The following is a 13904-nucleotide window of genomic DNA, read 5'->3' as shown; positions in this document are numbered from 1 at the left end:
ACAAACGAAGCCAACTCAGAACAAAGCACACGCATTTTTCATCAATATCAACATACAATTGCCCCATGCCAGAACAAACTCTTAGTCCACGCCACATTCTGACAGCTAGTATCGTTATTCTTTTGTGGGGTATGAATTTCGTTGTCATCAAGATCGGGCTCAAGGGCATACCACCTTTTTTGCTGGGCGCATTGCGATTTGCAATGGTCGCTATTCCTTCGATATTTTTTATACCCAGACCCAAAGTACCCCTACGCCTTTTTATTGCCTACGCAATGACCATCAGTCTTGGGCAGTTCGCATTTTTGTTTTCAGCCATGGCGGTTGGCATGCCAGCCGGACTCGCATCGTTAGTACTGCAAGCACAGGCTTTTTTTACCGTCGGTTTCTCAGCCTTGGTTTTTGGTGAAAAATTTCGGGTAAGTAATCTCATCGGCATGCTCACGGCCAGCCTTGGACTAATTTTACTTGGCAGCGCTAGCATCAATGGCGGCGTAAGTCAGGTCACCCTCGCTGGGTTTGGATTAACAATTTGCGCCGCAGCGTCGTGGGCAACAGGGAACGTGATCAATAAAAAAATAGGTCAAACTGCCGTACTGAGTCTGGTTTCATGGAGCGCCCTGATTCCAATTATTCCATTCTTTCTTCTCTCAATTTGCTTTGAAGGAATGGATGCCATAAAACATAGCCTGATCAACATGAGCATATCCTCCGGACTAACGATCGTTTATCTGGCATTTGCTGCAACCTTGATTGGATATACCCTATGGGGGAAATTATTGTCTTCTTTGCCGACGCATACGGTAGCTCCTTTGACTTTGCTTGTACCGGTTGTTGGATTAACTGCGGCATGGATTCTTCTGGGTGAAGCGTTAAAACCACTGCAAATTATCGGTGCCATTGTGGTGATGTGCGGATTATTGATCAATGTTTTCGGTCAAAAAATTTTTCAGAAGCTGCGTTTAAGCCTCGCATGAAACTTGTCCCACACAACCAAAACACGATGCAATAGAAGAGATTGATCTAGAATTAAATGAATAATTAAACGAATATTTAAACGAATAACATCAACAAAACCACATAAAAAAACGAGAAAAAATCCAACGACCAAAGAGGGATATTGCATGCAAGCCATCAGTTTAAGTCACGATACAGGCAGTACTGAACAACCTTTGATTGAACGAACTCTGGGACAGTTTTTTGATGAAATGGTGACGCGCTTTCCGGACCAGCCAGCACTGGTCTCATGTCACGAAAATATTCGCTGGAATTACCAAGAACTACAAACCGAATCAAATCGCCTCGCAAGCGCTTTGCTAGAACTAGGGTTACAGGTCGGAGACCGCCTCGCCATTTGGTCTAACAATAATTCACAATGGTTGCTGACCCAAATTGCTACTGCAAAGATTGGCGTAATACTGGTCAATATTAATCCTGCGTATCGGGTGTCAGAATTGGAATATGCGCTTAATAAAGTCGGCTGCAAAGCACTCATCAGCATGTGCGAATTCAAAGGCAGCGATTACCTTGGAATGATCTCTGAACTCGCGCCAGAATTAAACCAATGCCCGCCGGCACAATTAAACTCGTCCAAATTGCCACAGCTTAAAATCGCTATCCATCTGGGCGAACATCAAGTTGCAGGTATGCTGCGCTTCTCCGATGTCATGGCGCTTGGACGTGCTGACGATCAGCGTATTACAAGCATAGAACAAGCTCTGCATCAGAACGATGCTATCAATATCCAATTTACCAGCGGTACAACGGGCTTTCCCAAAGGCGCCACACTCACTCACCGCAATATCCTTAACAACGGCTTTTTTGTTGGTGAGGCGATGCACCTGAGTGCTGCAGATCGTTTGTGCATTCCAGTTCCGCTGTACCATTGTTTTGGTATGGTGCTGGGCAATCTCGCGTGCCTGACGCACGGCGCTTGCATCGTCTATCCAAATGCCTCATTCGATCCACTGCTAGTGCTTGAGGCAGTACAGAACGAAAAATGTACTGGCTTACACGGTGTGCCGACGATGTTTATTGCTGAACTTGACCATCCACGCTTTGCTGAATTTGATTTAACCAGCTTACGTACCGGAATCATGGCGGGATCGCCCTGCCCGATTGAAATCATGAAGCGCGTCATCAAGGACATGCACATCAGTGAAATCACCATTGCCTATGGCATGACAGAAACGAGCCCGGTCAGTTGTCAGAGCAATACCCAAACCTCATTAGAAAAACGTGTTTCTACCGTTGGTCAGGTGCAACCGCATCTGCAAATAAAAATTGTCGATCCTAATTCTGGCGAGACAGTCTCACGTGGAGAAACGGGTGAACTTTGCACCTTAGGATATTCCGTAATGAAAGGCTATTGGGGCGATGTCGAAAAAACTGCTGAGGCCATTGATACCGAAGGCTGGATGCATACAGGTGATCTGGCGACAATGGATAGCGAGGGCTATGTCAATATCGTCGGACGTATCAAAGACATGGTGATTCGTGGCGGCGAAAACGTCTACCCACGTGAGATTGAAGAATTTTTATACCGACACCCCAAAATTCAGGACGTACAAGTCATCGGCGTACCCGATCAAAAGTACGGTGAAGAATTGTGTGCCCTGATTATCATTCGACCGGGTGAACAATTGGCAGAGCAAGAAATAAGGGACTTTTGCAAAGGTCAGATTGCCCATTACAAAGTGCCTCGTTATCTGCGTTTCGTCAGTGAATTTCCGATGACGATAACTGGCAAAGTGCAAAAATTTAAAATGCGGGAAATGATGCGCGAATTGCTGAATTTAGAAGAAAACAAAACGGCATAAGTCTGCGTTTTCGCAGGGCGGGTGCAACCCGCGATGTGATTACAATTGCAATTACACCAGCGTGGCGGGTTGCACCAGACCCTACCTACCGACATATACAACACTACTGATTGTTTTCACAAGGGACCACATTTTCCCAGGCCATAGAAAAGGCGCCGGGATGGATCTTGGCACAAATGTGGCCACCTTGCTGCATGCTGTCATACAACTCACGAGAAACTTTGAATGAGGTATCTCCGGGATACTCCGCATCAGAGCTACTTACATCAAGATAATTTGCCGCACCCTTCCCCGTCGTCATATGTTTACCGATCACAGTTAAACGATAGCTGGTAGATTCTTTGTGGTCCAGTTCAGCATTGAGCAAAACAGAAACACCGCCCGCATAGACGACTAATGGCGGCAGGATAGCAAAAATACCTGCCCACGTGATTTTAGCTCCGCGTGAAAAATTAATCACCAAGAGTGTCAGCAAGATGCCGCAGACCAATGCCAACACCAAAGGCTTTTGCCAATGCAAAGGCAAACTCGCCAGACCTGGGCGAATACCTAGCAATACAGGATAAAAAGCAACCGAGGAAAACATCAATAACGGCTGCAAATTCAGCTTACGCAACAAACTCGCTTTATCTAACTCGATGATCGTGAAATGCCTGGAGTACGCAAGTAGACCAATACATATTAAAGGGCTCGCCATCAGGCAAATGATCAGGATGCTTTTAGACAAAGGCATAAAGAACAGCAGTATGATCACGGCAAAATAACCATACGTCACTACATTGAGCATCTGGCGCCAACGTTTTATTTTGGCAGTACGCTCTTCCGGAGTAGCGCCCAGACTGACGTCTTGTTCAATTTCTTTAGCGGCTGCCAGCTCGTCAATTTCATCCAGATTACGGAGGCCGTTGAGCCATTCGATGAACTTTGCATCATCCACATACTGTCTGGATACCGTGATCTTTTTTTGTTCAGGGCGATGCGGCAGCAAATCAATCATCGTCGCATTTTTAACTATCCGACGCCGGTAACCTAGAATCTCATGCCGATATAGTGCACGACTGCTAAACAGATTAGCCTGCTCAATTTTATCCTCATACAAAACCAGTTTCGTGCTAAGCACAAAGATTGGCAATAACAAGCCTAGCAATAAAAAAAACAGCCCAAAAGGTATGAGCGACTCAGCACCACCAAACGCTGTTGTGAGCAGCATCGCACTGAGAAAACAAAAGAAGAGTCCAAAGCCCGTAATCAGCAATCGTTGCCACACAGGTGTGCGATATGTTTTAGGGTAAAGGAAATGGTTCATAGCTTTGTCAGAATGAGGCAAGCAAAAAGTTAAGCACAGACCCAACATTTATAGGATGGGCGCAACCCGCCAAATTCATTGTCGCCGTCATTCATGAAAAAGAGCGGATCGCACCCGCCCTACGCGGTAAGCCAAAACCATCACGGGATAAAATTCACAACCCCGTTTTTTCAGCGATAAATGCCTTCATTTTCGTCACATCTGTCGACATCACTGTAAATCGCTGCGGCAAAGATTCGATGTTTTCAAAACCCACCGGACGCTCAGCATCACGTCCCAGCGCTTCTTTGATTGTCTCGTTGAACTTGGCTGGCAAAGCAGTTTCCAGCACGATCATAGGCACGCCTGGTTCCGTGTGTTCTAACGCGACTTTAATACCATCTGCGGTGTGTGTATCAATCGTGATGCTGTAATTCTTTTCTACAGCGCAGATAGTTTTCAAACGATCTGCATGGACCGATTTTCCAGATACAAAACCGAATTGTGCGATTTTTTGAAATTCGTCACCGTCGCTACCCGGCTGACCAGATAAGTCAAATCCGCCTTGGGTTTCCACTTTGTTGAAAAGCGCTTTGACGCGAGCAGCGTCACCGCCCAATAAATCAAACACAAAACGTTCAAAATTAGAGGCTTTGGAGATATCCATCGATGGGCTGGTGGTATGCCAGGTTTCTGCCGATTTGCGCACGCGATAAATGCCAGTGCGGAAAAATTCATCAAGCACGTCATTTTCATTGGTTGCCACGACCAATTTTTCAATCGGCAACCCCATCATGCGCGCGATGTGGCCTGCACAAATATTTCCAAAATTGCCGGATGGAACAGTGAATGACACTTTTTGGTCATTACTTGTCGTTGCGCTCAGATAGCCGCGGAAATAGTAGACAACCTGCGCCACAACACGAGCCCAGTTGATGGAATTGACTGTGCCAATTTTTTGTTGCTGTTTATATCCCAAATCATTCGAGACGGCCTTGACCATATCCTGACAATCGTCAAAGACGCCTTCGACTGCGATATTAAAAATATTCGGGTCTTGCAAACTAAACATTTGCGCTGTTTGAAATGCGCTCATTTTTTTGTGCGGAGAGAGCATGAAAACGCGGATACCTTTTTTGCCACGCATCGCGTATTCAGCGGCGCTGCCGGTATCGCCGGAAGTCGCACCGAAAATATTTAACTCAGCATTGTTTTTTGCCAAGGTATATTCAAACAAATTGCCCAACAATTGCATCGCCATGTCTTTAAATGCCAGCGTTGGGCCATTTGATAAAGCCTGCAATAGCAAACTTCTTTGCTCTGATGACTCTAACACGCGCAAAGGTGTTATCTGTGCAGCATCCTCGCCAGTTCGAGCATTGCAATACACGACTGAGGTATAGGTCTTATCAGTAATTGCTTTTAAATCGACGGCAGGAATATCGGTCGCAAATTTACTCAATACTGCAAAAGCCAGATCGGCATAAGACAATTTACGCCAAGTATTGAGTTCATCAGCGCTGACCTGCGGGTACTCGCAAGGAAGATACAAGCCACCATCCGGCGCCAGCCCACCTAACAGGATTTCAGAAAAAGTTTGTTCTGCGGCATGCCCGCGAGTAGAAGCGTATTGCATAAAATGACAGAAAAAGTTTGAGTAGTTAGACGAATAATCTTTCCATTATATCGCCCTTAACAGCCTCAAACCAACGCTAATTCGGTGAAAACCCAGAATTTTATGAGTTTCGTTCGGCAATCAGGTATTACAACTACATATACACAACAGTAGCGGATTGTAGTGAGATCCTTTACCCTACGACCGAATCTATCGTCATCGAACAGACTCATCTGCCTGAGCCGCATTATCATCGCACACAGAGCGACCCCGATCTGACAAACTCAACAGCAGACGATCGTCATCCTGATGCAATAACACCCATCCCAAGCCACGCTGTCCATCGATTTCTGCGTCACCAAGATATGCCAAACAGCGCATCAGCGTGCTCATTCTGATCTTGAGACGTTTAGCAATACTCAGCGCTGATTGTGGTCGTGAATGGTGATGCAATTCAGTTACGACCATATCAGCAAGCTTTAGCATAGCCAGTTCTGCCTCATCCGGATTGCTTGTCATTGCAATTTCCATCTTTTAAGCCGGACACTCTTCAATATGCGCACTGAGCATGACAGGAATCGATTTGGACGTTGGCGTTCTTGCATTATCCGCAAAACTTGATAAAGGCACCAAGCCATTCGTTTCAGGAAAATACGCCGCCAGACACCCAAGAGGAATATTGTACCCAACCAACATAAAGCGTTTTGCCTCGCGTCGAGTCCCGTCTTCTGCCACACTCACTAAGTCCACCCAGTCACCGGCTTGCATAGACAATTGTGCGATATCTTCTTTATTGATAAACAGTACTCTGCGCTCACCAAATACGCCGCGATACCGATCATTTAAGCCATACACGGTTGTGTTGTACTGGTCATGAGAACGTATCGTCGCCAAATTAAAGACTGGTGCGACTTGATTCTGGCGTGCCTTGTGTATCGGCAAATCGCGTGGTACCTGATATGCATAAAAATTTGCTTTACCAGTCGCCGTGATCCAGATTCGTTCACTCGCTGTATTACGCAAATGAAAGCCACCCGGCACTTTGACACGCTGATTAAAATCAGAAAAATCAACAAATACTTCAGCAATTTTTTCGCGGATTTTATCGTAATTAGCAACTAAACCCATCCAGTCAGTTTTTGATTTTTGCTTTAAGGTCGCATGCGCCAAGCGGGCGACTATCATCGGTTCTGACAAAAGATGAGGCGATGCTGGCGGATTAATCCCAGAAGACAGATGCACCATACTCATAGAGTCTTCAACGCTCACTGCTTGCTGCCCGCTGGCCTGAACATCAATTTCAGTCCGCCCAAGACATGGCAAAATTAACGCATCGCGACCACAAATCAGATGACTGCGGTTTAATTTCGTCGTGACATGAACGGTTAATGCACATTGCTTTAAAGCGCGATGGGTTAATTCTGTATCTGGCGTAGCGGTAGCAAAATTTCCACCCATAGCAAAGAAAACTTTGTTTTTGTCCGCGAGCATTGTTTCAATAGCGCCAACCGTATCATAGCCATGTTCGACGGGTGGCACAAAATCAAATACCTCACCCAAGCGTTTCAAAAAGCTGGCGCTCGGTTTTTCATTAATCCCCATGGTGCGGTCACCCTGGACGTTGCTATGTCCACGTACCGGACATGGGCCCGCACCAGGCCGACCAATATTTCCGCGCAACAGCAACAAATTAACGATCATCCGTATCGTGGCAACAGAATGCTTGTGCTGTGTAATACCCATCCCCCAACAGGCAATCACACTCTTTGCCGACATATAGGTATTTGCCACGGCTTGTAGTTGCGTTTTACTCAAACCGGATTCGGTCGTGATCGCATCCCAGGATTCGGCCTCCACATCTTTAACAAAAGTATCGAAATGTGACGTATGTTCAGCGATAAATGCCACGTCAATGATGCGCGGCAGACCGTTACGAAGAGCGACACTATCTGCCTCTAGTACGGCTTTAATAATTCCTTTGACAGCGGCAAGATCGCCGCCAATTTTTAGCTGCACGTAATCAGAAGAAATGGAGGTCGCTTGCCCGCTCAACATTTCCCCCATTGCTTGCGGATCCTGAAATTTCTCCAGGCCGCGTTCACGTAATGGATTAAACGACACGATCGCCGCTCCGCGTTTCGATGCAGCTCGCAATTCGCCCAGCATGCGCGGATGATTCGTACCCGGATTTTGTCCAAAGATAAAAATCGCGTCAGTTTTTTGGAAATCGCTTAATAGTACGGTGCCCTTACCTATACCAATCGCTTCACGCATAGCAAAACCTGATGGTTCGTGGCACATATTCGAACAATCAGGGAAATTATTGGTGCCAAATTCGCGCACAAATAGCTGGTATAAAAACGCCGCTTCATTACTGGTTCGACCGGAAGTATAAAAAATCGCGTCATTGGGTGACGGCAAGGTATTCAAATGTCCAGCGATCAAATCAAACGCAGCATCCCAGGCAATTGGCTTATATTTATCGCTGGCTTTGTCGTACTGGAGCGGATGTGTCAGGCGCCCCTGAGCCTCCAACCAATGGTCAGATTTTTCGCTTAGTTGTTGTACCGTGTAATCAGAAAAAAATTCAGGTGTGGCCCGACGAGCGGTAGATTCAGCGGCGACTGCTTTGGCACCATTCTCGCAAAATTCAAAGGTCGACGTATGGTCAGCATCCGGCCATGCACATCCAGGGCAATCGAAACCATCGGGCTGGTTTGCTGACAATAAAGTACGAGCGCCTTTTCCAGGTATTCCTTGCTCAAATATTTGTTGTGCAACACTTTTTAGAGCACCCCAGCCACCTGCAGGACGATCATAAACCTGAATTACCTTTTTACTCATTACTTCTCCTGCTATTTTTAATGCATTACACCATCAGTGACGATCAAAACGGCGAGAGGCGTTATTGGTTTGAAATACGTCCTTCATTCCCAATTTCAGCCTACCCGCCGCTTTTGTATTATTTCTACCTTTATTTTGTTTCTATTCGTTGCTAAGCAGCGATTTATTTAAACAAAACTTGCGCCTTTTGGAACGTAAGCCAAATACCTATCAACATTGGAATACCCACACCCGCCCACGATAAACTCAATAGGACCGGACTACTTGAAAAAGCTGATTGTGCGCTACCAACTTTAATCTGCGATACAGATTCTTGCGTACGGACCAATTGACGCTCAGCAGCCAATTCTGACTCACTCATAAATTTATCACTCGCCACAGGTTTGACCAATAAATTACAAATAAATCCCAGCAATAACATACCAGCAAGAATATACATCGTCACATCATAAGCTTGCGCTTTGGCGACGCCATGCGCAATTTGATATTCGCGAATATAGGTAATAAGCAAGGGCCCCAATACGCCGGCTGTAGCCCAGGCCGTCAATAAGCGCCCGTGGATGGCACCCACCATTTGCGAACCAAACATATCTGCCAGATAGGCAGGAACAGTCGCGAAACCACCGCCATACATTGACAAAATAATGCAGAAAGAAAGAACAAACAACGCGAGATGACCAGCTTTACCAACACTAGGAATCGCAGCATACAAAGCGAAACCGAGTACGAAGAAAATAAAGTATGTCGCTTTTCGTCCCAGGTAATCGGAGCATGAAGCCCAAAAAAAGCGCCCACCAATATTAAATAATGACAAAAGACCAGTAAAGCCAGCAGCAATTGTAGCAACCTGCGCTTTTTGTTCCGTGCTTAAATCATTAAAAGCAAGATCGACCCCTAACAGCTTTCCGGCAAAAATTTCTTGTAACAGTGGCGAAGCCATACCAAGAATACCGATACCAGCAGAAACGTTCAGACATAACACACCCCAAATGAGCCAAAACTGCGGGGTCTTCCATGCGGTCGCAAGATCAACATGACGTGAGGAGATCATTGCATTTTTTGACTTAGCAACTGGCGGAACCCATCCTGCCGGAACCCATCCAGCAGGCGGCACACGATAAGCAAAAGCACCGGCCATCATAAACACGAAGTACACGGCGGCTATACACAAAAACGTTTGCCAGACACCGACCGAACTTGGCGTTGCGAACATTCGCATCAAATAGTCAGCCATTGGTGCACCGACCATCGCGCCACCGCCGAAACCCATGATTGCCATACCTGTCGCCATACCACGACGATCTGGGAACCATTTAATCAGCGTCGACACTGGTGAGATATAACCCAACCCCAAGCCAATACCACCAATAACACCGGATCCCAACCACATCAGCCACATCTGGTGAATATAAACACCATATGCTGAAAGCACCAATCCTCCACACCAGCAAAGTGCAGAAACCACTCCGGCTTTTCGCGGTCCAGCATGTTCAAGCCATTTGCCAAACAAGGCTGCGGAACTACCCAGAAAAACAAAAAACAGGGTGTAGATCCACGTCAGAGAAGAAATCTTCCAATCGCAATTATTCGCAAACAATTCTTCTAACAAGCCCATTTCTTTCGGGCATGCGAGCGGGTTCTTGATTCCAATCGCCCTTGACAACGGCAACCAAAAAACTGAAAAGCCATATGCCATACCAATGCACAAATGAATTGCCAAGGCTGCTGGAGGCACTAGCCACCGGTTGAAATGATTGCTCGCAATGGTGCGCTCTTTCGACAACAAACTATACTGAGACATGCGTACTGCCCTTTAAAATAAATTAGGGCCTCTCACAAGAGTTTCAACCGTCTTTTGAAATACCGATTGAAACAATTGCAGACAAGCCCTGGGGGTCACTAAGATTTAAAACCAATTACCACTGCAAAATAAACTAAAAGAAAAACTAATTTATCTTATCTTCAAGATGCAAAAAAAATTACACATAAACATTAACAAAGAATAACTTTCTATTGTGTAAGTATTATTTACAAATTGCAACAATTGAAACAACGAAATATGTTCATTAAGCAACAAAAATGAGGAATTTGGCTTCTTTTTTAGTAAGCAAATGTTTCAAGGGGAAAGTTAGTCGCTGGAGTTGACTACTAAAATAACAAAGAAAATGCGAAAAACTATGGCGATGTCGAGCACATCGAGAATTTAAAAATTGAATGGGGCGTACAGGAGTGTCAACTAGAGAAACGTGCGACCATCCCCGCCGCAATAGGCCAGAATCACATGAGGCCTATTTTTATAAGGGACAATTTATTGGGGATAAATAAGATACTGAAAGTTTTCAGTAAAACCTATCTGTGTCAACTGTTAACGATGAATAACAACTAACAAGGCCTTTGCTTCAGTTTTACCGACATTCTTAATCGCATGATTTTTATCGGCGTCGTAGCGTGCAGTTGCCCCTACTTTGACTTTTCTACGACTCGTCTCTACTTCGACCTCAACGCTGCCATGCAAGACCGTCAAATGCTCACTGGCGCCGGGGTCGTGCGAATTCGAGACCAACGCACCACCTGGAGCCAGCGTGAGTTCATACCATTCATATTTGCCAGCTAATTCCATAGGACCCAATATACGCAAGGTATAGCCAGCATGCTCTCCGGGTAAAGTTGGTGTTTCATGAGATTCCAATAAACGTATCTCGTCTAATTTTGGCCCTTCAGAAGATAATAATTCCGCAATAGAAACACCTAAAGCATTGGCTAAGCGCCAAGTCACAGCAATGGTGGGATTGGCTTTTTCACGTTCTATTTGTGACAACATCGACTTAGAAACACCTGCCGTACGCGACAGGTCTTCCAGAGTCAATCCACGTTCCAGACGCATTTTTTGCAAAGTAGCGCCAACTTCAGGAGGCGTATTCAACAAAACTTTTTTCATACAGACTATTGCACCATTAAAAAAGTACGATTAATATTCGATATATTGAACTTTAGTTCTCAATATCGAAATTTCAAGATGTTTGGGAAATAATTTAGCATAAGTTTAACAGCTTTAGTTTAGCTTCCCTTATATTCCGGAGACAATCATGGGCACCAACACTTCCAGACAACACTTCATCAGCAATCTTGCTGGTAATCTTGATAACTTACGCGAACAAGGCTTGTTCAAAAAAGAACGCATTATTGCTTCACGCCAAGGCGCAGAAGTCGTCTGTGATGATGGCCGCACACTGATTAACTTATGTGCCAACAACTATTTAGGTTTATCTGGTGATGAATCCATGGTGCAGGCATCGATAGAAGCGACTGAAAAATTTGGCTATGGCCTTTCTTCTGTGCGTTTCATCTGCGGCACACAAACAGTACACAAACAATTAGAGCAAGCTATTGCCAGCTTCCTCGGTACAGAAGATTGCATTTTGTATGCAGCGGCATTCGATGCCAACGGCGGTGTATTTGAACCTCTGTTCGATGAAAATGACGCGATTATCTCTGACGCATTGAATCATGCGTCCATTATTGATGGCATTCGCTTGTGCAAAGCAGCGCGTTATCGCTATGCGCACAACGACATGGCCGATCTGGAAGTGCAATTACAAGCAGCCGCCGACAAACGTCATCGCATCATCGTGACTGATGGCGTGTTCTCAATGGATGGCACGATTGCCCAGCTCGACAAGATTTGCGAACTGGCAGACAAATATGATGCTTTAGTCATGATCGATGAATGCCACGCGTCTGGCTTCATGGGCGCGACAGGTCGTGGTACGCATGAACATCACAATGTCATCGGCAAAATTGACATCATCACCGGCACGCTGGGCAAAGCATTAGGTGGAGCTATGGGTGGCTTTACTGCTGGCCGCAAAGAAGTGATTAATACGCTGCGCCAAAAATCACGCCCTTACCTGTTCTCGAATACTTTAGCTCCATCCATCGCCGGCGCATCTCTGTCCGTCTTGCAGCGTTTGTCTTCGTCAACAGAATTGCGTGATCGCCTGCATGCCAACACCGAACACTTCCGCCGTGAGATCGTCGCTTTAGGTTTCACCATCAAACCCGGCACGCATCCAGTTGTTCCAGTAATGCTATTTGACGCACCTGTGGCGCAAAAATTCGCTGCGCGTCTTTATGAGCTCGGTGTTTTTGTCACCGGTTTCTTTTATCCGGTCGTACCAATGGGACAAGCGCGTGTGCGCGTGCAATTGTCCGCAGCACATAGCATAGAACAACTCAATACCGCTCTCGCCGCCTTTGCTCAAGCTGGTCGTGAATTGGGCTTAATTAAGTAAATACAATCAGATTCGTTATATTCGTTATTACAGATTATCAGGAAACACCATGGAAAAAATTTTAGTTATCGGCGCTAACGGCCAAATCGGTAGCGAGCTGGTTGAAGCATTAGCCAACCAACATGGCGCCGCAAATGTAATCGCGGCAGACATCACACAAAACAGCTTGTATGGCGCAGCAATCTACGAAGTAATTGACGTTCTGAACGCGGAACGTATTGCTGAAGTTGTTGAGAAATACGAAGTCACACAGGTCTATCAATTGGCGGCTTTGTTGTCGGCAACTGGTGAAAAAGCGCCATTGAAAGCCTGGGAACTGAATATGGATGGCCTGCTCAACATCCTTGAGTTGGCGCGCATCCGTGGCGAAGCTGGCAAACCATTGAAAGTATTCTGGCCTTCTTCAATTGCCGCTTTTGGTCCAAACACACCAGCAGTCAACACACCGCAATACACGGTGATGGATCCAAGCACCATTTACGGCATCAGCAAATTAGCGGGTGAACGTTTGTGCGAATATTATTTTGAAAAATATGGCGTTGATGTACGCAGTATCCGCTATCCAGGCATTATCAGCTTCAAATCTCCTCCGGGCGGTGGAACGACTGATTACGCGATTGCAATCTTCCATTCCGCATTACGTGGTGAAGCATACAGTTGCTTCCTGGAAGCGGAAACAACATTGCCTATGATCTACATGCCAGATGCGATTCACGCCACGATTTCTTTGATGGATGCACCTGCCACCAAACTTTCTATACGTTCTTCGTATAATGTTGCGGGTTTAAGTTTCAATCCACGTGAATTAGCCGCTGCAATCAAACAAAATTTGCCCGCATTTGAAATACACTACGCACCAGACAGCCGCCAGGCGATCGCTGCGTCCTGGCCACAAAGTCTGGACGACAATCAAGCGCGTGCAGACTGGGGCTGGCAAGCAAAGGTAGGCTTACAACACTTAGTAGAAGACATGTTGAAAAACGTGCGTATAGAAACTAAGGAGTTGAATAAGGCAGCATAAATAGCGATACATAATAAATTTAATATTT

10 protein-coding genes are annotated in these 13904 nt (G+C 45.8%); 4 read left to right on the top strand and 6 right to left on the bottom strand.

Annotation, left to right across the window (positions count from 1 at the left end; genetic code table 11):
• Positions 1 to 65 precede the first annotated feature (65 nt).
• Together H8K32_RS01890 and H8K32_RS01885 are read left to right on the top strand one after the other, a co-directional pair.
• On the top strand, positions 66 to 977 hold the full coding sequence (locus H8K32_RS01890; protein WP_186910759.1) for an EamA family transporter: 912 nt from the start codon (positions 66 to 68) through the stop codon (positions 975 to 977).
• 147 nt (positions 978 to 1124) lie between these two features.
• Positions 1125 to 2819 (top strand): AMP-binding protein, encoded by a 1695-nt coding sequence (locus H8K32_RS01885; protein WP_186910758.1) that lies wholly within the window; start codon positions 1125 to 1127, stop codon positions 2817 to 2819.
• Positions 2820 to 2922: 103 nt separating this feature from the next.
• Here H8K32_RS01885 and H8K32_RS01880 read toward each other — a convergent pair whose 3' ends face one another.
• From H8K32_RS01880 to H8K32_RS01855, 6 genes are all read right to left on the bottom strand, one after another.
• Entirely contained in the window at positions 2923 to 4125 is a 1203-nt protein-coding gene (locus H8K32_RS01880; protein WP_186910757.1) for a hypothetical protein, read from the bottom strand.
• Positions 4126 to 4279: 154 nt separating this feature from the next.
• Complete coding sequence (gene thrC, locus H8K32_RS01875) at positions 4280 to 5740, bottom strand: threonine synthase (protein ID WP_186910756.1); 1461 nt, start codon at positions 5738 to 5740, stop codon at positions 4280 to 4282.
• A 195-nt stretch (positions 5741 to 5935) separates the two neighbouring features.
• The gene (locus H8K32_RS01870) at positions 5936 to 6238 is read right to left on the bottom strand and encodes a hypothetical protein (RefSeq protein WP_186910755.1); all 303 of its coding nucleotides are present in this window, start codon (positions 6236 to 6238) and stop codon (positions 5936 to 5938) included.
• 15 nt (positions 6239 to 6253) lie between these two features.
• Positions 6254 to 8563 carry an FdhF/YdeP family oxidoreductase gene (locus H8K32_RS01865; protein WP_186910754.1) on the bottom strand — a complete coding sequence of 770 codons (2310 nt, stop codon included), beginning with the start codon at positions 8561 to 8563 and terminating at the stop codon, positions 6254 to 6256.
• A 163-nt stretch (positions 8564 to 8726) separates the two neighbouring features.
• On the bottom strand, positions 8727 to 10364 hold the full coding sequence (locus H8K32_RS01860; protein WP_186910753.1) for an OFA family MFS transporter: 1638 nt from the start codon (positions 10362 to 10364) through the stop codon (positions 8727 to 8729).
• 564 nt (positions 10365 to 10928) lie between these two features.
• The gene (locus H8K32_RS01855) at positions 10929 to 11501 is read right to left on the bottom strand and encodes a helix-turn-helix domain-containing protein (RefSeq protein ID WP_186910752.1); all 573 of its coding nucleotides are present in this window, start codon (positions 11499 to 11501) and stop codon (positions 10929 to 10931) included.
• A gap of 148 nt (positions 11502 to 11649) precedes the next feature.
• Here H8K32_RS01855 and kbl point away from each other — a divergent pair, with 148 nt between their 5' ends.
• Together kbl and H8K32_RS01845 are read left to right on the top strand one after the other, a co-directional pair.
• On the top strand, positions 11650 to 12855 hold the full coding sequence (kbl, locus tag H8K32_RS01850; RefSeq protein ID WP_186910751.1) for a glycine C-acetyltransferase: 1206 nt from the start codon (positions 11650 to 11652) through the stop codon (positions 12853 to 12855).
• A gap of 49 nt (positions 12856 to 12904) precedes the next feature.
• A complete protein-coding gene (locus tag H8K32_RS01845) occupies positions 12905 to 13876 on the top strand; it encodes an NAD-dependent epimerase/dehydratase family protein (RefSeq protein ID WP_186910750.1) in 972 nt (323 codons plus the stop codon).
• Positions 13877 to 13904: the final 28 nt, after the last annotated feature.

The organism is Cognatundibacterium jejuense (assembly GCF_014284255.1).
Taxonomy (GTDB): domain Bacteria; phylum Pseudomonadota; class Gammaproteobacteria; order Burkholderiales; family Burkholderiaceae_D; genus Undibacterium; species Undibacterium jejuense.
This window is presented reverse-complemented; position numbering and strand designations above follow the sequence as displayed.

What these genes read in the sequence shown, in the direction of transcription:
- H8K32_RS01880 (WP_186910757.1), bottom strand. Translation starts at nt 4,125, where the DNA reads ATGAACCATTTCCTTTACCCTAAAACATATCGCACACCTGTGTGGCAA.
- H8K32_RS01870 (WP_186910755.1), bottom strand. Translation starts at nt 6,238, where the DNA reads ATGACAAGCAATCCGGATGAGGCAGAACTGGCTATGCTAAAGCTTGCT.
- H8K32_RS01845 (WP_186910750.1), top strand. Translation starts at nt 12,905, where the DNA reads ATGGAAAAAATTTTAGTTATCGGCGCTAACGGCCAAATCGGTAGCGAG.
- H8K32_RS01885 (WP_186910758.1), top strand. Translation starts at nt 1,125, where the DNA reads ATGCAAGCCATCAGTTTAAGTCACGATACAGGCAGTACTGAACAACCT.
- thrC (WP_186910756.1), bottom strand. Translation starts at nt 5,740, where the DNA reads ATGCAATACGCTTCTACTCGCGGGCATGCCGCAGAACAAACTTTTTCT.
- H8K32_RS01890 (WP_186910759.1), top strand. Translation starts at nt 66, where the DNA reads ATGCCAGAACAAACTCTTAGTCCACGCCACATTCTGACAGCTAGTATC.
- kbl (WP_186910751.1), top strand. Translation starts at nt 11,650, where the DNA reads ATGGGCACCAACACTTCCAGACAACACTTCATCAGCAATCTTGCTGGT.
- H8K32_RS01855 (WP_186910752.1), bottom strand. Translation starts at nt 11,501, where the DNA reads ATGAAAAAAGTTTTGTTGAATACGCCTCCTGAAGTTGGCGCTACTTTG.
- H8K32_RS01865 (WP_186910754.1), bottom strand. Translation starts at nt 8,563, where the DNA reads ATGAGTAAAAAGGTAATTCAGGTTTATGATCGTCCTGCAGGTGGCTGG.
- H8K32_RS01860 (WP_186910753.1), bottom strand. Translation starts at nt 10,364, where the DNA reads ATGTCTCAGTATAGTTTGTTGTCGAAAGAGCGCACCATTGCGAGCAAT.